The 22552-nt window shown below is 67.5% G+C and carries 20 protein-coding genes; 11 read left to right on the top strand and 9 right to left on the bottom strand.

Annotated elements, in window-relative coordinates:
• The first annotated feature begins 169 nt into the window (after positions 1-169).
• Positions 170-1786, top strand: a complete 1617-nt coding sequence (locus AB0H21_RS21410) for a DUF262 domain-containing protein (RefSeq protein WP_358519085.1) — start codon at positions 170-172, stop codon at positions 1784-1786.
• Positions 1776-2978, top strand: a complete 1203-nt coding sequence (locus tag AB0H21_RS21405; protein ID WP_358519805.1) for a type II toxin-antitoxin system HipA family toxin — start codon at positions 1776-1778, stop codon at positions 2976-2978. Before AB0H21_RS21410 ends, AB0H21_RS21405 begins: the two co-directional genes overlap by 11 nt.
• A gap of 250 nt (positions 2979-3228) precedes the next feature.
• Here the strand turns inward: AB0H21_RS21405 and AB0H21_RS21400 are convergent, their stop codons facing one another.
• From AB0H21_RS21400 to AB0H21_RS21385, 4 genes are read right to left on the bottom strand one after another with little or no spacing between them, the layout of a single operon-like run.
• Positions 3229-4683 (bottom strand): mannitol dehydrogenase family protein, encoded by a 1455-nt coding sequence (locus tag AB0H21_RS21400; protein WP_358519082.1) that lies wholly within the window; start codon positions 4681-4683, stop codon positions 3229-3231.
• Positions 4680-5888, bottom strand: a complete 1209-nt coding sequence (gene manD / locus AB0H21_RS21395) for a D-mannonate dehydratase ManD (protein ID WP_358519079.1) — start codon at positions 5886-5888, stop codon at positions 4680-4682. The genes AB0H21_RS21400 and manD overlap by 4 nt, the downstream gene beginning before the upstream one ends.
• A 54-nt stretch (positions 5889-5942) precedes the next feature.
• Positions 5943-7091 (bottom strand): amidohydrolase family protein, encoded by a 1149-nt coding sequence (locus tag AB0H21_RS21390; RefSeq protein WP_358519077.1) that lies wholly within the window; start codon positions 7089-7091, stop codon positions 5943-5945.
• Positions 7081-7857 (bottom strand): 6-phosphogluconolactonase, encoded by a 777-nt coding sequence (locus tag AB0H21_RS21385; protein ID WP_358519803.1) that lies wholly within the window; start codon positions 7855-7857, stop codon positions 7081-7083. Before AB0H21_RS21385 ends, AB0H21_RS21390 begins: the two co-directional genes overlap by 11 nt.
• A 220-nt stretch (positions 7858-8077) precedes the next feature.
• Between AB0H21_RS21385 and AB0H21_RS21380 the strand changes: the two genes are divergently transcribed.
• Entirely contained in the window at positions 8078-9040 is a 963-nt protein-coding gene (locus tag AB0H21_RS21380; RefSeq protein WP_358519074.1) for a LacI family DNA-binding transcriptional regulator, read from the top strand.
• Between the two features lie 631 nt (positions 9041-9671).
• On the opposite strand, the gene AB0H21_RS21375 is transcribed toward AB0H21_RS21380, so the two are convergent.
• Entirely contained in the window at positions 9672-10370 is a 699-nt protein-coding gene (locus tag AB0H21_RS21375) for a hypothetical protein (RefSeq protein ID WP_358519071.1), read from the bottom strand.
• 401 nt (positions 10371-10771) lie between these two features.
• Here AB0H21_RS21375 and AB0H21_RS21370 point away from each other — a divergent pair, with 401 nt between their 5' ends.
• The 6 genes from AB0H21_RS21370 (at position 10772) to AB0H21_RS21345 (ending at position 17541) form a co-directional block, all read left to right on the top strand.
• Entirely contained in the window at positions 10772-12100 is a 1329-nt protein-coding gene (locus tag AB0H21_RS21370; protein ID WP_358519069.1) for an ABC transporter substrate-binding protein, read from the top strand.
• 46 nt (positions 12101-12146) lie between these two features.
• Positions 12147-13124, top strand: coding sequence for a sugar ABC transporter permease (locus AB0H21_RS21365; protein ID WP_358519066.1), 978 nt, complete (start codon positions 12147-12149; stop codon positions 13122-13124).
• An 8-nt stretch (positions 13125-13132) separates the two neighbouring features.
• The gene (locus AB0H21_RS21360) at positions 13133-14017 is read left to right on the top strand and encodes a carbohydrate ABC transporter permease (protein WP_358519063.1); all 885 of its coding nucleotides are present in this window, start codon (positions 13133-13135) and stop codon (positions 14015-14017) included.
• Positions 14014-15267, top strand: a complete 1254-nt coding sequence (locus tag AB0H21_RS21355; protein ID WP_358519060.1) for a 6-phospho-beta-glucosidase — start codon at positions 14014-14016, stop codon at positions 15265-15267. Before AB0H21_RS21360 ends, AB0H21_RS21355 begins: the two co-directional genes overlap by 4 nt.
• A 2-nt stretch (positions 15268-15269) precedes the next feature.
• Positions 15270-16322 (top strand): BadF/BadG/BcrA/BcrD ATPase family protein, encoded by a 1053-nt coding sequence (locus tag AB0H21_RS21350; RefSeq protein WP_358519800.1) that lies wholly within the window; start codon positions 15270-15272, stop codon positions 16320-16322.
• 172 nt (positions 16323-16494) lie between these two features.
• On the top strand, positions 16495-17541 hold the full coding sequence (locus AB0H21_RS21345; protein ID WP_358519057.1) for a LacI family DNA-binding transcriptional regulator: 1047 nt from the start codon (positions 16495-16497) through the stop codon (positions 17539-17541).
• A 252-nt stretch (positions 17542-17793) separates the two neighbouring features.
• On the opposite strand, the gene AB0H21_RS21340 is transcribed toward AB0H21_RS21345, so the two are convergent.
• From AB0H21_RS21340 to AB0H21_RS21330, 3 genes are read right to left on the bottom strand one after another with little or no spacing between them, the layout of a single operon-like run.
• On the bottom strand, positions 17794-18246 hold the full coding sequence (locus AB0H21_RS21340; RefSeq protein ID WP_358519054.1) for a hypothetical protein: 453 nt from the start codon (positions 18244-18246) through the stop codon (positions 17794-17796).
• A 17-nt stretch (positions 18247-18263) separates the two neighbouring features.
• Positions 18264-19310, bottom strand: coding sequence for an LCP family protein (locus AB0H21_RS21335; RefSeq protein ID WP_358519051.1), 1047 nt, complete (start codon positions 19308-19310; stop codon positions 18264-18266).
• A gap of 2 nt (positions 19311-19312) precedes the next feature.
• Positions 19313-19894, bottom strand: a complete 582-nt coding sequence (locus AB0H21_RS21330; protein ID WP_358519047.1) for an RNA polymerase sigma factor — start codon at positions 19892-19894, stop codon at positions 19313-19315.
• Positions 19895-20474: 580 nt separating this feature from the next.
• On the opposite strand from AB0H21_RS21330, the gene AB0H21_RS21325 reads away from it, so the two are divergent.
• Positions 20475-20765, top strand: a complete 291-nt coding sequence (locus AB0H21_RS21325; protein ID WP_358519044.1) for a hypothetical protein — start codon at positions 20475-20477, stop codon at positions 20763-20765.
• Positions 20766-21388: 623 nt separating this feature from the next.
• Here the strand turns inward: AB0H21_RS21325 and AB0H21_RS21320 are convergent.
• Positions 21389-21862, bottom strand: a complete 474-nt coding sequence (locus AB0H21_RS21320; protein WP_358519041.1) for a hypothetical protein — start codon at positions 21860-21862, stop codon at positions 21389-21391.
• Positions 21863-22118: 256 nt separating this feature from the next.
• On the opposite strand from AB0H21_RS21320, the gene AB0H21_RS21315 reads away from it, so the two are divergent.
• Positions 22119-22334, top strand: coding sequence for a CopG family transcriptional regulator (locus AB0H21_RS21315; RefSeq protein ID WP_358519038.1), 216 nt, complete (start codon positions 22119-22121; stop codon positions 22332-22334).
• Positions 22335-22552: the final 218 nt, after the last annotated feature.

The following is a 22552-nucleotide window of genomic DNA, read 5'->3' as shown; positions in this document are numbered from 1 at the left end:
GGGCCGCCCCGGTACAGTCGCCTCCAGGCGGAATTGTGGCCGGCGACTCCCTTACCACCGACGATGTCGAGGCGTTCGAACCTCTCGCATCAGCATCGATCAGGACGAACAGGTGCTCGGCGGTCGCGGAAGTCCACCACGAAGGGCGAGCGGACGTGAGGAGGACGGCATGGCGGCGGTGACCCGACCAAAAGTCGACAGCGTGCTCCCGAGCGAACTGGTCGAGTTCGCATTGCAGGGAAAGATACGAATGCCGTCGTTCCAACGCTCCTACAGGTGGGAACGAAGGGACGTCACCGAACTGTTCGACAGCATCCTGCGCGGCTATCCGATCGGGAACCTCCTGGTCTGGCAGCGCCCCGCAGACGTCGGAACGGTCGTCATCGGGCATTTGAACTTCGAGGCCCCTGCCCTCGGCGATGCTTTCTGGGTCGTGGACGGGCAGCAGCGGATCACCAGCCTGGTCGCCGCGCTGACCGCCACCGAGGACACGGTCGATCCGCGTTTCCGAATCTACTTTGACCTGAGCAGCGGCAAATTCGTGTCCTTGCCGCGCCGCGCCCACTCCGGGATCGACCAGTTGCCCATGGCCCTCCTCCTGAGTACCGCCAGAACGAACTCCTGGATTCGCGACCGGCCGCATCTGAGCGATGACCAGATCGCGCTGGCCGATCGAGTGGTCGCCGCGATACGCGACTACAAGATCCCCATGTACGTCGTCACCGGTGACGACGAGAACGCCTTGCGTGACATCTTCGATCGCATGAACACCTTCGGCAAACCACTCAAGAGTGCGGAAGTGTTCAACGCGTTGCACTCGATCTCCGCCGAACAGAAGCCCAGCGACCTTCGCACACTGGCCACGAGCGTCAGAACGTTCGGGTTCGGTGAACTGTCCGAGCAGATCCTCATGCAGAGCCTCCTGGCGATCCGCGATCCGAAGGTGGACCGCGATTTCCGCGAGGAGTTCGAAGACGACCAGGACCGGCATCAGAGCTTCGTCGACACCGAGGCGGCGCTCGGACATGTGATCGACTTCCTCCGCGACGAAGCCCATATCCCTCACAGCAAACTGCTTCCGTACTCCCTGTTCATACCGGTGCTGGCGAGGTTCATGGCGACGTTCGGCCCGCCGGAGGGCAGAGCCGCCGAGCTGCTCCGCAGATGGATCTGGCGAGGCGCTGTTCTCGGCGTGGCTCCCCAGGGCAACACCGTCGGTGTGCGGCAAGGCGCGGGAGCGATCCACACTGATCCCTCCGCCAGCGCGGGAAGGCTTCTCGACCTTCTCCCGCCGGCATCCCCATGGAGACCCGACCTTTCTCAGACGCGCCTGAACCGCGCGCAGGCGAAGGTCAATGTTCTTGGCCTGCTGTCCCGGAGCCCGCGGCGCATTTCCGTGTACGGTGACTACGTCGGCGAGCCGATCGACGCCGCTCAATTGCTCGAAGCAGGCGCTCCCCTGGTGGCGATACTCAACGACTCCAGCGACCTGGGGAAAGGCATCGCGAACCGCATCGTCCACCCACCCCAAGATCGTGACTACCTCTCCATCTTGTTCGGGTTGTCCGGGTATAAATTCGACGAGCGGGTACTGGCCAGCCACTGCCTCGACCCCAAAGCCATGGAAATGCTGCGTTCCGGCCACGAGTCACAATTCTTGGAAAGACGCGCCGCGATCGTTCGAAAGGTCATAGCCGACCATGTCCAGAGTCAGGCGCTCTTCGGCTTCCGCGATGGGCCGGATCTGGCAGCTCTGTTCGACGAGGACAACGATCTTGACCAATAGAGCGACCGCCGGGGTCTTCCTCGGGAACCGCCGGGTGGGCACGCTCGGCTACCTCGACGGGAACACATGGTTCGACTACGACGACATCGAGCCGATTCACCCCATCCTGGGACAAGGCTTTGAGGTAAATCCGGAGAAGCGCAGGACCGCGAGCGGTTCGATACCAGAGTGGTTCGCCAACCTACTCCCCGAGCCCGGTAGTGGACTGCCCGGTCTGATCGGCCGCGAGCTCGGCCGATCCAACCCGCACGATTTCCAGGTGCTCAATTTCCTGGGCGAAGATCTGCCCGGAGCCGTCCGTGTCGTGCCGGAATCCGACACCTCCACCATCCCGGAGTTGGCTGAAGGAGCCGATCGCGACAGCCTGGCCAAAGTACGGTTCTCGCTGGCAGGTGTACAGGCCAAGTTCTCCATGAGGTGGGAGGGCAAGGGCCTGGTCCTGCCGATGTCAGGGCAGGGCGGGGACTGGATCGTCAAGCTCCCCGATCGGCGATTCCCTGAGGTTCCCGTCAATGAGTACTCCATGCTCGGCTGGGCGAAGCTGGTCGGCGTCGATGTACCCGACATCAAGCTCCTCGCCGGAGCGGAGCTCTCCGGCCTGCCCAACGGACTGATCTCCGCAGAGGAGATGGCGTTCGCCGTCCGACGATTCGACCGGCTGCCGGAAGGGCGTGTCCATCAGGAGGACTTCGCCCAGGTCCGGGAGGTCTCCGTGGACACGAAGTACGACAGAGCCACCTACACCGGCCTGGCACGATTCATCAACGCCGTCTGCCCACAGGACATCGAGGAATATGTGCGCAGACTGACCATGATCGTCGTGATCGGCAACCTGGACGCACACCTCAAGAACTGGACGCTGCGCTATCCCGATGGGCGCTCGACCCGGTTGTCACCGGCGTACGACTTCGTGTCCGTTTCGTCCTATGACGAGTTCAGGGCCGAAGAACTGGCCTTTCCGGTGAACGGCGGACGGATCGCCAAGCTGATCACGATGAACAACTTCCGCAACCTCGCACAACGCGCACGCCTCGACGTGGATCAGGTGACGCAGGTCGTCACCGATACCGTCGCGGCATTGCTCGACACCTGGCCCCAAGCCAAACGCGACCTACCGGTCCCCTCTTTCGTGGCCGACCACATGGACCACCGCCTCAGCTCCCTCCCCTTGATCACGAGCACCCGCCGCTGACCGCGCCGCGGCCTGGGCCAGGGCGTGGACACTCGCCGGCGAACGCGCCCCCGGGGTGGACGGCGCCCTGATCCCGGTGGACCTGGACGCGACGATCGTGATCGCCCGCTCCGACAAAGAACACGCAGCGCCGAGGGCCTTCGCGTCCCGGGCCACGCTCATCGTGGGGTGGTCAGGCAGAGCGTTCATGAGGGAGCGTCACTCATCCGTCAGCGCTCCTGGTGTTCATCGTCGTCGATCTGGTGCCGGGTCAGGAGAGAAGGCGCCGTGTGTGGTGGATCAGCAGGTCTCGCAGGGTGTTGTCGTCGTGGAGTCGTTCGGGGAACACTCCACGATGCGACAGGAACGCCTCGACCAGAGCGGGCGGCCGGGACAGCAGCGCCTCGGTGCGGGCGAGATCGCTCGCCAGCGGGTCGCGGACGGTGAGCGGACGGCCGTGCCGGTCGGTGCGGCGGGCCATGTGGACCATCCAGGCGGCGACGGCAAGCGCGGCCCAGGAGGGTTCTTCGCCCGCGTCGAGGCGGTCCGCTATCGTGCCGAGCAGGCGGATGGGCAGCTTCGCCGAGCCGTCGGCGGCGACCTGCGCGGTCGTGTGCCCCAAGGCGGGATTGGCGAAGCGGCGCAGGACGTCGTCCTGGTAGGCGGTCAGGTCGAGGGCCGGCGGAGGAGTCAGAGTCGGCGCGGCGTCGACCGCCATCAGGCGGGCCGCGGCGTGCGCGATGGGAGGGTCCTGGACCGCTTCGGCGATGGTCGTGTGGCCGGCGAGCGCTCCGAGGTAGGCGATGGTGGAGTGGGCCGCGTTCAGCATTCGGAGCTTGACCGCCTCGTAGGGACGCACATCGCCGGTGAGGGTCGCCCCGGCCTTCTCCCAGGCGGGCCGGGGCGCGGCGAAGCGGTCCTCGATGACCCACTGGCGGTGGGGTTCGCAGACGACGGTGGCTTTGTCGTCGAGACCGGTGACGCGACGGGCGTCGGCGTGGTCGGCGTCCGTCGCGGCGGGGACGATGCGGTCGACCACGGTCGAGGGGAACGCGACGTTGTCCTCGATCCACTGCGGCAGGGTGTCCCCGCCGGGCAGCAGGCCGCAGAAATCGTGGACGATGGTGTGGACGGCCTGACCGTTGGCGGGCAGGTTGTCGCAGGACACGACGGTGATCGGGCCTGAGCCCCTGTCGCGGCGAAGCCGCAGGCCGGCGACCAGTTGCCCGGCCACGGTGACGTGCCGATGGTCTGGCAGGCCGAAGCGGGCGGCGTCTCTGACCGTCTGGAGGTCCTGGTGGTCGAGGCGGCCGGTCGGGGCCAGCCGGTACCCCTTCTCCGTCACGGTGAGGGTGACGACGCGGACGGCGGGGTCGGCGATGCGCTCGGGGACGGGCACCGGATCGCTGGGCCCCGACCGCGCCTCGCGCAGGGAACCCACGATGCGCGGTGGAGCCGGGGCAGGCCCGCGTTCGATGAGGGTGTACAGGCCGTCTTGCGGTGCCAGCGCGGCGGCCGCGGCGTCCGACCGCTGGGTGTAGGCGCAGATTCCCCAGTTCTCGCCGTTGAGGCCGTCCTCGGTGTAGATCGCCTGGTGGGCGCGGTGGAAGGCGCCCAGCCCCAGGTGCACGATCCCGACCCGCAGATCGGCGGCGTCGTAGTCCGGCAGGCGAAGGTCCGTCCCGGAGGGGAGTGCCGCCAGGGTGGAGAGGCTGAGTCGTTTCACCAGTTGTGCACCGTGCCGTCCTCAAGCCGGTTGATGGGAAGTTGTGCGGGCCGGTAGGGGTGGCGGGCGGCGAGCTCCTCGTCGATGTCGACGCCCAGGCCCGGTTCTTCGGAGGGGTGGAGGTAGCCGTCGGCGAAGTGGTAGGTGTGCGGGAACACGGCGTCGGTCGCCTCGGTGTGCCGCATGTACTCCTGCAGCCCGAAGTTGGGGATGCTGACGTCCAGGTGCAGGGCAGCGGCCATGCAGACCGGCGACAGGTCCGTCGCGCCGTGCGAGCCGCTGCGGACGTGGTGGATCGCGGCGTAGTCGAAGATCCTGCGCAGGTGGGTGATGCCGCCCGCGTGCACGACGGTGGCGCGGATGTAGTCGATCAGCTGCTCGTCGATGAGTCGTTTGCAGTCCCAGATGGTGTTGAAGACCTCGCCGACGGCGATGGGCGTGGTGGTGTGCTGGCGGATCAGCCGGAATCCCTCCTGGAGTTCCGCGGGGACGGGGTCCTCCATCCAGGTCAGGTGGTAGGGCTCCAGGCTCTGGCCCAGCCGCGCCGCCTCGATCGGGGTGAGCCTGTGGTGAACGTCGTGCAGGAGCCGCAGGTGCGGGCCGAACTCCTCGCGGACCCGCTGGAAGACCCCGGGGACGTGGTCGAGATAGCGAGGAGTGGACCATACGTTCTCGGTGGGCAGTGCGGCGTCGGCGGGTTCGTAGAACATGCGGTCGGCGCTGACGCCGTAGGTGGAGGCGAGGCCGGGGACGCCCGTCTGCACGCGGACGGCCTGGTAGCCGAGGGCGGTGTAGTGGGCGACTTCCTCCAGGATTCCGTCGACCGTCTCGGCGTTGGCATGGCCGTAGACCGTGACGCCCTCCCGGGAGCGGCCGCCGAGCAACTGGTAGACGGGCATCCCGGCGGCCTTGCCCTTGATGTCCCACAACGCGGTGTCGACGGCGGCGATCGCGCTCATGGTCACCGGCCCGCGCCGCCAGTAGGCGCCGCGGTACAGGTACTGCCAGATGTCCTCGATGCGTGCGGCGTCCCGGCCGATGAGAAGCGGCACGACATGGTCGGTGAGGTAGGCGGCGACGGCGAGTTCGCGGCCGTTGAGGGTGGCATCCCCGACGCCGGTCAGCCCGTCGTCGGTGACGATCTTGAGGGTGACGAAGTTGCGGTCGGGGCAGGTGACGATGACGCGCGCCTCGGTGATCTTCACGGTTCTCCAGATGTCGGATGGGCGGCCGCGATCGGTGTGGTGCGCAGGGGGCGTTCAGCCGGGCGTGTCCTGACCCGCGATCCAGACGGTGTCGATTCCGAGTTCGCGGTCCCCCGGAGCGTGGGTGAAGCGGATGAGGTCGGCGGGCTGCCCGACCTCGAGCCGTCCGCGTCCGCCGGCGAACCTCCCGGGCTGGACGGTGGCCAGGCGCACGGCCTGCGCGAGGCTCAGCCCGGTGGCCCGCACCGTGTGGGCGACCCCGTCGGCGAGGGAACGTGCGGCTCCGGCCAGGTAGGGGGTTCCGGCGGCGACCAGACGGCCGTCGTCGTGCAGTTCGACGCTGCCGCCGACCGGTGTCCGGTACCGGCCGGGCGGCAGGCCTGCGACGGCGACGGCGTCCGAGACCAGGATGGATCGGTCCAGCCCCTTGGCGCGGATCATGACGGTGAGGGTATCCGGCGGCAGGTGGTGACCGTCGGCGATGAAGCAGGCGGTCAGGTCGTCGTCGGCGAGCTGGCTCCACAGGTAGTTCGGGTGCCGCGGCAGGACCGCGTGGGCACCGTTTCCCAGATGTGTGCTGAGCCGGGCTCCGGCCCGTGCCGCCGCGTGAATCTGCTCGGGGTCGGCGTGCGTGTGACCGATCGCCACGTGAACACCGCGGGAGGCCAGCTCGGCGATGTAGGTGGTCGAGCCTGGGTAGTGCGGGGACAGAGTGACCATGCCGACCAGACCGCCGCAGGCGTTCTGCCAGGCGTCGAACTCGGCCAGCGAGGGCGGGCGGATGTGGTGCTCGTCGTGCACTCCCCTGGGGCCTTCCTGCGGGGAGATGTGCGGGCCCTCCAGATGGACGTAGGGGATGGCGTGGGCGGCGAGCGGATCGGTCCGGCGCGCCTCCGCGATCGCGGTGAGCGCGTGGCTGATCTTCTCGTGCTCCGCGGTGATCAGCGTGGGCAGGAAGGTGGTGACACCTTGGCGCTGGAGGGATCGGGCCAGGCCGATCACGGTCTCGACGGTCAGCCCGTGGGCGTTGAGGTCGTGCCCGCCGAATCCGTTGACCTGGAGGTCCACCAGCCCCGCGGAGATCCAGTGGTCCTCCCCGCTCGGGCCGTCCTCGACAGCGGCGATCAGGCCGTCCCGGACGGTGACGGTCATCGGACGTCCGGTGGCGGGGTCCCGCCCGCTCAGACTTCGCTCAGCCCTCATCTGTCTCTCCCGAGGGGAGCAGACTGGCGGCGTCGGCGTCCAAGTAGAGCGTGCACCGGGGGTGGGTTCGCAGTGCCGTCGCGGGGCAGGCGGCGCCGATGGGGTCATAGAGGGTGCGCCGGACGGCCTCGCTCTTGTACTTGCCGGACACCACGGCGACCAGCCGATCGGCCGCGAGCAGGCGGGGTATGGTCAGCGTGATCGCCCGGCGGGGCACCTGGTCGAGGTCCGGAAAACCGCCGTCGTCGACCTGCTGGCGACGGCAGATCTCGTCGAGTTCCACGACCTTCACCTCCTGCGGGTCGTCGAGATCGGCCACCGGCGGGTCGTTGAAGGCCAGATGCCCGTTGACCCCGATCCCCAGGCACACCAGGTCGATCGGCCCTTCGGCCAGCAGCCGGGCGTAGGCGCCGGCCGCGGCCTCGGGTGCGGGATCGGGGTCGATGAGATGCACCGCCTCCAGGGGAACACGATCGAAGAACGCGGTCCGCAGCCAGTTGCCGAAGCGCTGCGGCGCGCCCGGATCCAAGCCGATGTACTCGTCCATGTGAAAGGCCGTCACTCGGGACCAGTCGATCTCTTCCTCAAGTGCCAGTGCCTCCAGGAGGTGCCGCTGGCTGGGCGCGGCGGCGAAGACGACACGCGCCGAGCCCTGCGCCGCCTGAGCTCGCCGGAGGGCCTCCGCGGCTTCCGCGGCCGCGGCCCTGCCCGCCATGATCGGATCATCCTTGACGCGGATGTTGAGGGCAGAGGTGGGACTGAGCATCACGAACCGTTCCTGCCAGAAGAGCACCGCTCCACGCGGAGCGGCACAGAAGATCAGAGCCCGGGAGGTCCCCGGAGAGCGTCATGTAACCGTGCAACCGGTTGTACGTCAATGTCTTGATGACCTTGCATTTGCGAGGTGATGCATGGGTAGGCTGCGCCCCATGCCTCCCCGCGCCACCGGATCCGAGTCCGGAAACGCAGCGCCGACGATCACCAACGTGGCAAAACTCGCGGGCGTCTCCCGTTCGACCGTCTCGCGCGCCTTCAGCAACCCCAGGATCCTTCGCCCCGACACCGTCAACCGCGTCCAGGAGGCCGCGCGCGAGCTCGGCTACGTGCCCAACCCGGTGGCCCAGGCCCTGTCGACCGGGCGGCACGGGCTTTTGGCGGCGATCGTGCCCGACATCGCCAACCCGTTCTTCCCGCCCTTGATCGGCTCGGCCGCCGAGCGGGCCGAGGCCGCGGGAATGGCCCTCCTGCTCGGCAATTCGGCCGAGGACCCGGCGCGTGAGGACATGCTGACCGGAAAGCTCGCGCTCCAGGTCGACGGGTTCATTCTCGCGGCGAGCCGGATGACCAACGCCCAGATCGGCGAGCACGCCAAACGCCGCCCGATCGTGCTGGTCAACCGGGACCTGCCGGGTATCCCCCGTGTCCTCATCGACACGTCGGTCGGCGTGACCCAGGCGATGGAGCATCTCGCCCAGCTCCAGCACAGGCAGGTCGCCTACCTGGGCGGACCCACCCGGTCCTGGGCGAATACGCAGCGGAAGAAGGCCTTCAGACGCGCGTGCGAGCGCCTGGGCGTCAAGCCCGTCCTACTCCCTGGCCTCATTCCCAGCTACGACGCCGGAAGGCAGGCGGCGTCCGGTCTGCTCGAATCCGGCGCCACCGCCGTCATCGCCTTCGACGACCTTCTCGCACAGGGTGTCATGGCCGGCCTCACCGAGCGCCAGGTCTCGGTCCCGCAGGACTTCAGCGTCGTCGGTTGTGACGACGTCATGGCCGCCCAGACCTATCCGCCGCTGACCACGGTCTCGGCCCGCGCCGCCGAGGCGGGCGCCACGGCGGTCGATCTCCTGGCGCAGCGCCTGATCGCGGGCACGAGCGCGGCCGCGGACGTACGTGTTCTCTTGGACACCTCGCTGGTCGTCCGCGCCACCACCGCACAGCGGGCCTGACGCCCCACCGCCTCCCGGCCATTTGGATGCCAGCCGGGCACCGCTGCTGGACCCCCCATAGGACATGCCAGGACGAACTACGCGAACCTTGACGTACAACCGGTTGCACGATTCAATGTCGCGCATGATCGAGACCCCTGGCGCCGCGGTCGGCTCCCCGCGCCGCCGTAAGCCCGTATTCCGTCCCCGCGCCTAGGCCGTACTCCCCCGAGAGGAGGGCGTGTTCGAGATCTGCGCCGCGGTGACAATGCCACTCGGCTTTGAATGACGGCACGCCCAGTGGATCCGTGCATCCGACGCGCCGCCCATGTGCGCTCACCCGGCGACGGGCAGGCGAAAAGAGAATCCATTCCGCCCGACGGCTGACCAAAGAAGCCGATCCATCGGCTCCGGTTCTTTTTGAGGGTTGCTCGTTCCATAGATGAGCGGCCTGATTGAAGCTGCTCTGAAATCTTCGGAGAAGCCGAATCTCCATCGGAAAGGAGATGAGGGTTTCATGCATACAGAAAACTGCCGGTCTTTGCGATCCCGCCAGAATATCGGCGCCGTCGCAACGACCAGCAGTTGTCCGCGTGGCGGCCTCTCACCCACTCCAGAACTTCTATTCAAGAGAGGTGAGAGGCCGCGCCGATCAGGTCTCGATCTTGACGTAGTCGACCGTCTCGGTGAACTTCTGATCCAGCGGCTGGCTGCCGTCGACCAGGCGCGGGCCGATGACGAGCTCCATCGGGTCGGTCGGGACCACGCTCTCGTCGTTGATCACCTTGAGGAGCCGGTCGTCGAGATAGAACGCCACGTAGTCCGAGGCGTACTCGAGGGTTCCGGTGTGGAACTTCCCGTCGTACAGGTCGACGCCGGTGTCGACCTTGATCGAGACGTCCTTGCCGCGCTTGGCGCTCTCGAAGCGCAGCTGGGTGTTGGTGAAGCTCTGGTTCGTGGTGTAGCCGAAGTTGATCTCGTTGAACTGGCTCCCGTCCGCCGCGGGACCGTCGTCCCACAGGGCCAGGCCCCACCAGACGGCACGGTTGGTGGGCCTCTTGGTGAGGGCGAACCGGATCGTGAACGAGCCGCGGGTGTAGCGCGTGGGCCTGTATCCGATCTTGGTCCAGGAGCCGGTCCGCCTGGGCGCGACGCCCGGCTGCAGGTCGAACTTGGCCAGCCCGCCCGACACCGTGGGGCAGGTGATCTCGCAGTGCCAGACGCTCGTGTTGAGCGAGTTGAACTCGTCTCTCACGACGGTGGCCGCGTCGGCCGTTCCCACCATCATGGACCCGGCCACGAGCATCGCGGAGATGCCGGCGACCGCCGTCCGGCGACCTGAGATTCCCATTTCTTCTCCTCACTGAAAAGCGCTACCCGACCCGGGCGGCGCCTGGCGTGTTGGTCGGGACTATAGGGTGCACCCCCAGGACTGTCACCCCCCATTTTTGGGAGTCCCGCAAGCCCTCGAACGGCCAGGCGGCGCGCGACTATAAAGTGCACGATGGGCTCTGTCACGCCCTGGTTTCAGCCTTCTTCGACCTACGACGGCGCTTTCTGTTCCGCGCGAAGAAGTGCACGCTAACGGCAATTGACATTCACTGAGCGTGCACGTTAATGTGCCGCCTCTGTTAGGGATCCTTCCAAACGAGGCCTAACGGTTTCACGCTGTGGCGGCGCCGGACGCGTCGACGACCCGTCGGCCGAGGAGGTGCGCGCACAGTGTCATGTCAAGATCAGGAGCTGAAGGACATGCCTCGAGTTCATACCGCGCTCGCGACGGCCGCCGCCCTCGCGTTGCTCGTCGCCGGCTGCACAGGAACGCCGACCGCCTCCAAGGCCGACGACGACGCCACCAAGGACGTCACGATCACCTTCTGGCATGGCTGGAGCGCGCCGAGCGAGGTGGCCGCCATCGACGCCAACATCAAGGCCTTCGAATCCAAGCACCCGAACATCCACGTGAAGGCCGTCGGCAACATCAACGACGACAAGATCAAGCAGGCTTTGCGGGCCGGCGGCCCGACCGCCCCTGACGTGGTGTCGTCGTTCACCACCACCAACGTCGGCGCGTTCTGCTCCTCCAACGTACTGACCGACCTGAAGCCGTTCCTGGACAAGTCGGGGATCGACCTGGACGCCACCTTCCCCAAGGCGATGCAGAACTACACCCAGTACCAGGGCAAGCGGTGCACGCTCCCGCTGCTGGCCGACTCCTTTGGGCTCTACTACAACAAGAACGCCTTCAAGGCCGCCGGGATCACCGCGCCGCCCAAGACGTTCTCGGAGTTCGAGGACGTCGCCAAGAAGCTCACCAAGACCAAGGGCGACTCCTACAGCCAACTCGGTTACATGCCGAACTTCCACGGCTACGAGGCGGGCATCGAGCAGTACGGCTTCCAGTTCGGTCTCACCTACTTCGACGACCAGGGCAAGTCCAACGTCGCTCAGGACCCGAAGGTCGTCCAGGCCTACCAGACCCAGAAGAAGCTCGTCGACGCCCTCGGCGGCTACGCCAAGCTGGAGAAGTATCGGGCGACCTTCGGGGATGAGTTCGGCGCCAAGAACCCCCTCCACACCGGCCAGGTCGCGATGGCCTTCGACGGCGAGTGGCGCGCTGGCATGGCCAAGGAGGCAGGCATCACGTTCGACCTGGGCGTCGCGCCGATGCCCGTCCCGGACGACCAGGCCGACACCTACGGCCGCGGCGTCCTCGCCGGCACGATCATCGGTATCTCGAGCAAGAGCGAGAAGCAGAACGCCGCCTGGGAGTTCACCAAGTTCGTCACCACCGACACCGACGCGGTCGTGAACTTCTCCAACGCGATCCACAACGTGCCGTCGACGCTCGACGCGTTCAAGTCGCCGAACCTGACCAAGGATCCCTACATGGAGATCTTCATCGGCATCGCCGAGAACCCCAACACCATCAGCCCCCCGGTCACCCCGAACGGCGGCGCCTACCTGCTCACCCTCAAGGATCTCGGCTACCAGTACGAGTCCGGCAAGATCACCGACCTGGCGGCGGCGCTGAAGAACGCCGAGGAGCAGATCAACAAGGACCTCGCCCAGACCGGGTGACCCACCTTCTCCCGACGACTCCCCGACGCACGAGATATCGGATCACATGACAGCACCACCCGTCCGAACGGCCCTCAGGGCGGCACGTGGCCGGAACCGTCGCCGGACGCGCCGCCGGGAAACCCTGCGCAACCTCGCCTTCCTGTCCCCCTGGCTGGTCGGCGTCAGCGTCTTCTTCCTCTACCCGCTGGTCTCCACCGTCTACTTCAGCTTCATGCGGTACGACGGATACACGCCACCGACCTGGACCGGCCCGAAGAACTGGGAATACGTGTTCACCGGTTACCCGTTCTTCTGGCCGGCTCTCAGCAACACTCTGTGGCTGGTCGTCGTCACGGTCACGCTCCGCGTCCTTTTCGGGCTCGGCATCGGCCTGCTGATCACCAAGGTGAAGACCGGCAGCGGCTTCTTCCGCACCGCGTTCTACCTGCCCTACCTCGCCCCGCCGGTCGCCGCGACGATGGTGTTCGCGTTCCTGCTCAATCCGGGCACCGGACCGGTGAACAACGTGCTCGGCGACCTCGGGCTGCCGCAACCAGGCTGGTTCAACGACCCGAACTGGTCCAAGCCCGCCCTCACCTTCTTGGCGCTGTGGGGCATCGGCGACCTCATGGTGATCTTCATGGCGTCGCTGCTCAACGTGCCGAAGGAACAGTACGAGGCCGCCTCGCTCGACGGCGCCGGCCGGTGGCACCGTTTTCGGCACGTGACTCTGCCGAACATCTCCCCGATCATCCTGTTCGCCGTCGTCACCGGCGTGATCCAGGCGATGCAGTACTACACCCAGCCCCTCGTCGCCGGAAAGGTCGCCAGCGGCGTCATCGGCGGCTCCGGCCAGCAGTTCGAACCCGGATACCCCGACAAATCCACCCTGACGCTCCCGCAACTGATCTATCACCTCGGCTTCCAGCGCTTCGACACCGGCGGTGCCTGCGTGATCGCGCTGGTGCTGTTCGGGCTGGCCATGGCCTTCACCGCCCTGCTGATGCGCCGCGGCAGCGGCTTCCTGTCCACCAAAGACTGAGGGTCTCGATGACGATGACCGTTGCCACCTCTCGGGTCGCCCGAACCACCTCCTCCCGAGCGGCGCGGCGCACGAAGATCTTGCGGTGGATCGCCGTGCACTCCCTGGCGGTCGCGGCGGCACTGTTCTTCGTGCTGCCGTTCGTGTTCCTCTTCCTGACCGCCCTGATGAGCGACCAGCAGGCCCTCACCCGGGACCTGTGGCCCAGCACCTGGCACTGGGAGAACCTGCGCACCGTCTGGAACACGCCCGGCTTCTTGACCTGGTGGAAGAACACCCTGCTCTACGCCGGGCTCGGCACCGTGCTGAGCCTCGTGTCCAGCATCCCCGTCGCCTACGCTCTGGCCCGTTTCAAGTTCCGCGGCCGGAACCTGGCGCTGATGGTCGTCATCGCCACGATGATGCTTCCCCCGCAGGTCGTGATCGTGCCGATGTACCTGTTCTGGGCGCAGCAAATGCATCTGACGGGGACGCTCTGGCCGCTGATCATCCCGATGGCGTTCACCGACGCGTTCACCGTTTTCCTGCTGCGCCAGTTCCTGCTGACGATCCCGAAGGACTACGTCGATGCGGCCAAGATAGACGGCTGTGGCGAGTTCACCGCCCTGGTCCGCATCGTCCTGCCGATGGCCAAGCCCGCCATCTCCGCGGCCGCGCTCTTTCAGTTCTTCTACTTCTGGAACGACTACTTCGGCCCGCAGATCTACGCCAGCGAGAACCCCGCCGCCTGGACCCTCAGTTACGGACTGGAGTCGTTCAAGGGCGCCCACCAAACCAACTGGAACCTCACCCTGGCCGCCACCCTGCTGGTGATGGCGCCGGTGATCATCGTGTTCTTCTTCGCGCAGAAGGCCTTCATCGAAGGCGTCACCCTCACAGGAGTCAAAGGTTGAAACTCGCAGTCGTGGGCGGCGGATCCACCTACACGCCCGAGCTCATCGACGGCTTCGCGCGCCTGCGCGCCTCGTTGCCGATCACTGAGCTGGTGCTGGTCGACCCGGCCGCCGACCGGCTCGAACTCGTCGGCGGCCTGGCCCGGAGGATCTTCGCCAAGCAGGGCCACCCCGGCCGGGTGACCACCACCTCCGACCTTGACAGGGGCATCGACGGCGCGTCCGCGGTCCTGCTCCAGCTACGGATCGGCGGCCAGGCCGCACGGAACGAGGACGAGACGTGGCCGCTGGAATGCGGATGCGTCGGCCAGGAAACGACCGGCGCCGGCGGTTTGGCCAAGGCGCTGCGGACCGTTCCCGTCGTCCTGGACATCGCCGACCGGGTCCGGCGCGCCAACCCCGGCGCGTGGATCATCGACTTCACCAACCCGGTGGGGATCGTGACGCGCGCCCTGCTGTCGCACGGTCACCGCGCTGTCGGGCTGTGCAACGTGGCGATCGGATTCCAGCGGCGGTTCGCGCGACTGCTCGGCGTACCCTACGAGAAGGTGGCGCTCGACCATGCCGGCCTCAACCACCTGACCTGGATTCGCGCGGTGCGCCTGGAGGGCGAGGACGTCCTGCCGAAACTGCTCGCGGAGCACGCCGACGCGCTGGCCACCGATCTGAAGCTTCCGGCCGACCTGCTGATCCAGCTCGGTGTCGTCCCCTCCTACTACCTGCGCTACTTCTACGCCCACGACCAGATGGTTCGTGAGCAGCAGGCGAAGCCGTCGCGAGCGGCTCAGGTCGCCGAGATCGAACGGCAGTTGCTCGACATGTACGCCGACCCCGACTTGGACGAGAAGCCCGCGCTGCTCGGCCGGCGCGGCGGCGCCTACTACTCCGAAGCGGCCGTGGCGCTCGCGTCCTCCCTGCTCAACGACACCGGCGACATCCAGGTCGTCAACACCCTCAATAACAGCACCCTGCCGTTCCTGCCCGACGACGCGGTGATCGAAGTACCGGCGACGATCACTGCGCGAGGGCCCGAGCCGCGACCGGTGGCGCCGCTGCGACCGCTGTACGCCGGGCTGGTCGCCCATGTCTCGGCCTATGAGGACCTGGCGCTCGAGGCGGCGCTGAAGGGTGGTGAGCAGCGTGTGTTCGAAGCGCTGCTCGCGCATCCGCTCGTCGGCCAGGTCGATCTCGCGCGCGGGCTGACCGACCGGCTGCTGGCCCACAATCGCCACCACCTGGAGTGGGCGTGACGATGCCGTCCCTCACCGACCCCACGGCGCCGCCGACGATCCCCGGCGGTGTCCTGGCGATCGACGCCGGCAACAGCAAGACCGACGTCGCCATCGTCGGCGCAGACGGATCGCTCCTGGGCACCGCTCGCGGAGGCGGATTCAAACCACAGCAGATAGGCGCGGCCGCTGCCGTCGCGGGCCTTGTTCCCCTCGTCGGACAGGCCGCGGAGCGGGCGGGGCTGGACCTCACCCGGGGGCCTCTGGTCTCCGATCTCTCGGCCTCCCTGGCGAACGCCGACCTCCCGATCGAGGAGGAGCGCCTCGCCGCGGCCCTGCGGGATCGCGGCTGGGCTGCCCAGGTCCACGTCGTCAACGACACCTTCGGGCTGCTACGCGCCGGCGTCGACGAACCGCGCGGCGTCGCGGTCGTCTGCGGAACCGGCATGAACTGCGCCGGGCTGCTGCCCGACGGGCGGACGGCTCGCTTCTACGCCCTGGGCGCCTTGTCCGGTGACTGGGGAGGCGGACGGCAGTTGGCCGACGAGGCCTACTGGGCGGCCGCCCGAGCCGAGGACGGCCGCGGTCCGGCGACGCTGCTGGCCGAACTCGTGCCGGACCACTTCGGCCTGCCGTCGGTCGCCGCGGTCATCGAGGCGATCCATCTCGGCGACATTCCGGCGTCCAGGAGACTGGAGGCGGCTCCCGTCCTGTTCCTCGCCGCCGCCCAGGGTGACGAGGTCGCTTCGGCGGTCGTCCACCGGCAGGCCGAGGAGATCGTCAGGATGGTCGTCGTCGCACTGCGCCGGCTCGAAGTCCTGGACACTCCGATCGACGTCGTCCTCGGCGGCGGCGTCTTGGCCGCAGGCCACCCGCAGCTCAACGACACCGTGACGAAACTGCTGGCAGAGGCCGCCCCGAACGCGGTGCCGAAGACCGTGTCCGATCCGCCCGTGATCGGAGCCGCCCTGCTCGGCCTGGATCGCACCGGAGGCGGCAGTGCCGCGCAGCTCACCCTCCGCGCGGCCTACTCCGCGTCCGGCTTGGCAACGCTCCATGGCCCGGCGGCGCCGTGACACGTCGTCGCGGACAACGACCCGGCTTGCTTCGTTCCACCCCCGATTCGCTGGAAGACGTGAATCGCGCAGCTCTTGTCAGAGGCGGAAAAATGGTGTGCAATCGGTTGCCCAATATCGGGATCACTCCTAACTCCCGCAGCCCAGCCGCCGACGAGGAGCGTGATGGACAATGCCCTCACCCGAGACCGGCCCGAGCAAGCCGACCCTGGCCACCGTGGCCGAGAAGGCAGGGGTCTCCCGGGCCACCGCCTCACGGGTCTTCAGCCAGCCACACCGGCTCAGCGCCGACACCGTCCGGCGTGTCCGGGCGGTGGCCGCCGAACTCGGATACCAGCAGCCGAACCCGGACGCGGACACCCAGCCCATCAACCGCTCGCACAACCTCGCGCTCGTCGTCGCGGACACCTCGAACCCGTTCTTCCCCCCGATGATCCAGGCAGCCGAGCGGCAGGCCGACCTGGCGGGATACTCGGTCTTCCTCTGCAACGCCGACGAAGACCCGCGGCAGGAGGACCAGCTACTGACCCGGTTCACCCAGAAGGTCGACGGGTTCGTCATCGCCTCCAGCCGAATGACCGAGGTAGTGATTCAGGCGCACGCCAAAAGGCACCCGGTCGTCCTGATCAACCGCGACCTGACCGGTCTACCGCGCGTGCTGATCGACACCACGAGCGGCGTGGCCGAAGCGGTCAACCACCTTGCCGAGCTCGGACACCGAGAGATCACCTACCTGAGCGGCCCGACACGCTCCTGGTCCAACGGCCAGCGGCGCGACACCGTCAAGCGGACGGGCGAACTACGCGGCATGTCGGTGGCCATCACCGCTGGGCGGCGGTCGTCGTACGAAGCGGGCAAGCAAGCCGTCGAGGCGCTCCTGGCCTCCGGTTCCACCGCCGTCATCGCCTTCGACGACATGCTGGCGCAAGGACTGCTGGCCGGCCTGGCCGAGCGCGGCGTTTCGGTGCCCGACGAGTTCAGCGTGATCGGCTGCGATGACGTCCCGTCCCCGCTGACCCACCCCCAGCTCACCACCGTCTCCGCCCGCTCAGCCGAAGCCGGAACCACCGCCGTCGACCTGCTCACCAACCAACTCGCAGGAAGACTTCCCAAGGGTGACCATCGCCACCTCCTGACCACGACGCTCATCCCCGGCGCCACAACCGCCGAACCCGCGGTGAACCGCCGACGCCGGGTCAGACCGCAAGCCCACAGATGACCCGCAGGTCTCGGTGAGGGTGACGTGCTGGCCGATGCCCACCAGCGATCTTCACCGGCGGCCGACCTGATCGCCGTCCCTACGGCTCAGCCCCATCCTCGCCAAGCCCTCCAGTCGGGCGCCTGGAGGGCTTGGCGGACATCCAAGGATGGATGGGGCGTCATCAATTCAGGGACCGATCTCGCCTGCGCGCTCAGGGACGTCCCGGGACATCCGCAGACGGTCGGGAATCATCAGGAACCGCCGCCAGTGTCACTCGCATCGGTACCCGTTGTCGTCCCAGCACTGATCGGCGGCATGAACCCCTACCCAGTTGTCGTCCAGCGTCACGCCGATGACCCGGCGCCCGACCTTCTTCACGAAATCATTGTCATACGCGCAGGTCGTGCCACATTGGGCGGCGATTTCCCGGGCCAGGCCCGAAGACCACCCGCCGCTCTCGAACCAGCCGCGGATCGTCTTCTGATCGGCGTCCGGATCCAGGAAAACATGAAGCTCTGCCCCACTGGGCGCCGAGTCGCAACCGCTCCACTCATTGACCTCCACGCGACGCTCGGCGGGAATAGCGCCTTCCATCGCCTTCAGATACAGCGCGTTCTCTTTCGCGGCCCGGTCCATACAGACCTGCTCGTCGAACCCGTCGTCGTATCCGAGATCGATCCCGCACCCGACGAGGACGGCGGCCATGAGAACGGCCACCAGCACGGATCGACGGCGGCGCGTCACTCGGCACGCATTCGGGCGAAGAGGCGGTCGTACGCCGGGCGGTCCAGTTCAAACCGGTGCGGGTCGGCCGCGCTGCGGCGTACCGGCACGGTGACGGTGTGGACGGCGGGGGTCCCCGCGCGTCGTACGCCGTCGGCTATGGCGAGCATCGTCTCGACGTTCAGACCGGCATCGGTGGTGACCGACCGCGTGACCGTATCAAGGAACGCCAACATGCGCGCCGGTTCGGTGAACAGCGAGTCGGCCTTCTTCAGCAGGGCGCCCATAAGGTGCTGCTGGCACTCGATACGCCCCAGATGGGACCCGTCGCCCAGCGCGTACGCCAGCGCCTGCTCACCGTTGACCAGACTGCGTCCCGCCGGCAGCCGCAGGCCCGATTTCGGGTCGTTGACGGCCTTCGGCAGCGTGATTTCGACCCCGCCGAGCGCGTCCACCAGCTTCTTGAATCCGGAGTAGGGGATCTCCACCGTATGGTCGACGCGGACGTCCGTGGACTCCTCCACCGTCTTCGCCAGACACGGCATGCCGCCCGCCGTGAACGCCGAGCCGATCATCCCGGCGTGGGCCTTCACCGTCGTTCCCCGTGAGGCCCGGCAGTCGGGGATGCGCACCAGCAGATCCCTCGGCAGGCTGACCACCGTCACGTCCTTGCGATCGGCGGGCAGGTGGAGCAGGACGATGGCATCGGAGACCTGCCCTGAGCCGGTGGGAGCGCCCCCGCGGTCCCCACGACTCCCCGTCGTCCGGTCGCCGGTGCCCACCAGCAGGATCGTGAGCGCTCTGACGGGCCTTGGGGACGGGGACGAGTCGAGGTCGTCGGTCATGACATTCGCCGCGTTCATGCGCAGGAGCAGGCTCGGGACGGCCAGGACGACGGCCGTGAGCGCGGCGGCCAGGCCGAGCGCCACCCAGCCTGGCATGCGCCGTCGACGGCGGACGCCCGTGGCCGCGTCGAGGAGGCGGCGGCGCTGGCGGACGAGCGTGGCGGGCGGCTCGTACTCCAGGTCGCGGCCGAGGTCGCGAAGCATCGTCAGGTCGTCCATGGTCATTCCTCGTCCCGCATCGGGTTGGTGTGGCCGAGTGCTTCGCGCACCTTGCGCCGGGCCCTGTTCAGGCGGGAGCGCACCGTGCCGATCGGTATGCCGAGCGCCCGCGCCACCTCCTCGTACGAGAGGTCGCCCCAGGCGATCAGCAGGAGGACGTCGCGGTCTCCCTTGGAGAGCCCCGCGAGCGCGGCGGCGAGCAGCGGGCGGGACGCCGTCGCGGTCACCCCGTCGGCCACCCGGTCGGCCGGGCTCTCGGCGACGGCCTCCACCGGGCTTCGCGTCAGCGCCCTGTAGTGAGCGGCCTCGGTGCGGTGGTGGCGGGAGACGAGCTTGGTGACGATCCCGAACAGCCAGGGACGGGCGTCGGGGCAGGTCAGGTCGTATCGGTCACGACGCCGGAAGGCGACCAGGAACGTCTCGCCGACCAGATCCTCGGCGACCTCGGGGCCGAGGCGGCGCGACACGTACCGGTACAGCATCGCCGAATAGCGGTCGAACAACGCCGCGAACGCCTCCGGCTCGGCCCGCGAGCCGGCGATCAGCTCGGCGTCGGAGGCCGCGGTGGCGGGCGGTGCGGTCATTGATAGCACCATGGCATGAAGGCCGGCCTTCCCGTAGAAGACATGTCGGCCATATCTCGCCACAACACCCGGATCAGGTTCACGCCCCGACCGACCGAGGCCCTACCTACGCCACTCCACCGGGCCATGGCTCCCTGTCGGACCGATCCCCTACCCTGCGCCGGCGAATCGGACGCTGCCGCCGAATCATGACCTCGGGGCTGTAAGAGGAGAAACGTTCACCGCGCCGAAAACAGCTTGCCCCGGGTCGCGTGCACAGCAGTGGCGATACCCGGGGCGTACATGAGCCAGCGTAACCCTTCCAGCCACAGCGGGAGGTGCCCGAGGCCATGGCCCGCAGGGCGAAGGTTCTCGACGGCACCTCTCTGCCAAGGGTCTGAGGTGGTGGGCTCCTCGGGCGTGATCGGAGCGCGGAAATTGTCGTACCCGGCTGCGATGCTGAGGGCACGATGCGCGAGGGGGGCGCGCTTCTCCGGTGAGACGTTGGCGCCGCCGAGCGTGCCGTCGCCCCTATCTCCCCACACCCACATGCCTCAAGGAGTGATCACATGCCTCAGGTGACCTCGAAGGACGGTACACAATGATCACTTCGCCACAATTGGACGACCTCGACGTACGCGCCCCGCATGAAGGCGAGCGTTGGAGCCTGATGATCTGGGACTGGTCCCGGGAGGCCATCGAGGACCCCTTGATCAGTGACGCCTGCCGCCTGTTACTCTCGGTGGGAACGTGCCAATCCCCTGAAAACACCACAACCAGCGACACAAACGGCAGCCCGAAAGGCGACCTCTCCGCGAAGTTCGGCGAGGTCATCCTCTCCCAGGAGTGGACGATCGGTCCCAGCCGACCCGACCGCGTTCCCGTGTCGTAGAACCACAGCGGAGCCCACATCCTCGTCCACGGCAAGGCGCATGGCCGGTTCTTGGTCCGGGTTGATTGATTGCCGACGCAGGGCCCGGCCCGGGGAGCGCGAGGGGCGGAACCCTTCGACTGGGGGCCGAAGGGGGCCGTCAGGCCCCCTTCGAAAACACAGCCCGAGCCGAAGGCGAGGACCATTCCCAAGCCGGGCGCCGAGCCCGTCACCAGAGCGATCAGATTCTCTGTGAATCCGAACGGTGACGGTTGCGGCGACCTCGGCGATCATCGTCCAATTCCCTCCGCCCCCGCGTCTAACTCCGCGCGTCCAGCGGCTGACTCCCGCCAAAGACATCGACGGGCTATTGGAGGAGCGATCCCCTACCCTGCCGCGCTACTGCCGACGGCATCGTCCGCCTGGTCGTTCCCTTCGCTGGCGACAATCTGCGTCGCGCTCGTAAAGGAGGACGGCCGCGCCGGAACCGGGGAAGCGAATAACTGGCGCGTAGGAGCTGGCCCAGGGGCCGGAGTGAGGAGGCCCCCGTCGGCGCGTGGCCGGCGGGGGCTTTCTGCCGCCGTGTGTGTCGGGTAGCCAGCCCGAGAGCGGCAGTTCGTCCCAATCAGGCGATCGGGGACGTCTTAGATGCTAGCCGCGGCGCGCGGGGCGATCTGGGAGATGCGCTGGTGGGATAGGCCCAGCGCGCTGCCGATGTCGCGGTTGGTCCAGCCCTGGGCGATCAGGGTGCGGACGGCGCCGCGGACAGCGTCCCGCTCGGCCTGCTCGGCATAGACGCGTGCGACGCGGGCGTCGCGGACGCTATTCAGCGCTTCCACCGCCGCCGGGTCGGCCGGCACGAAGTAGAAGCCCACGGTGTCGGGGTCCGGGGCGAGCGCGTCGAGCACGCAGTCCATGACGTTGTCGCGGGTTTCCGCCCAGGTCGCGCCCTGGGCCCTGATGACCTGGCCGTCCGGAAGGTCCTCGACGGTGGCGGTCCACATCTTGCCGGTGCGAGCGACCGTGACGTGGTAATCAGTCGTGATCTCGAGCTCGGCCTGCTCGAGGTCCTCGGGAATGTCACCCTCGTCGAAGATCGTGTCTATTCGCGGTTGCATGAAGATATTCAATGGATGCTAGCCAATATCTGTCTACCTCTATTAGCCAAATAGTTTGGCAGTGGGCGACGGGACTCACGCGAGGCCACCGGCGCGCGAGGTAGACGGGGCACATCCGGCATGACCGTGTCCAGTGGACGCGAGAGGCAATCGAGGCACATCTACTCCCAAGCCGGGCGCCGAGCCCGTCACCAGAGCGATCAGATTCGCTCTGAATCCAAACTATGACGGAAAGTGAGAAATTATGCTGGCATACGTGAAGCGGACCACGATAAAGCTTTCGGATGATCTTGCTGCACGCGTGCTGCATGAGTCCGAGCGACGCGGCATGACCATGTCCGAGTGGACGCGAGAGGCGATCGAGGCACATCTACCCGGCAATAGCCAGCGGCGATTGCTCGCGGCCGGGGCAGGCCACAGCGGCGAAGGCGGCATCTCCGAACGCATTCATGAGATCCTCGACCGGGAATGAGCCCGCCGTCACCGGGGGGCGTCCTAGGCGCTCTCTCTGCCACAAAGGACCAGCGTCGGGCCAGGACTCCGGTGAGGGGCGTCCTGGCCGATCGCCACGGCGTTGGATCGTCCGAGACGGTCGCGGGTCAGACATCCCTGGAGCCGGAATGTCAAGCGGCGAGGTCGTGTTGCCGGTGTGACCATGCGGTTGCTTGGTCGTAGGTGGTGTGGGTTTTC

Source organism: Sphaerisporangium sp. NPDC051011 (assembly GCF_040653595.1).
Taxonomy (GTDB): Bacteria; Actinomycetota; Actinomycetes; order Streptosporangiales; family Streptosporangiaceae; genus Sphaerisporangium.
Note: the sequence above shows the minus strand (reverse complement) of the source record. Positions and strands in the feature narration are given on the sequence as shown.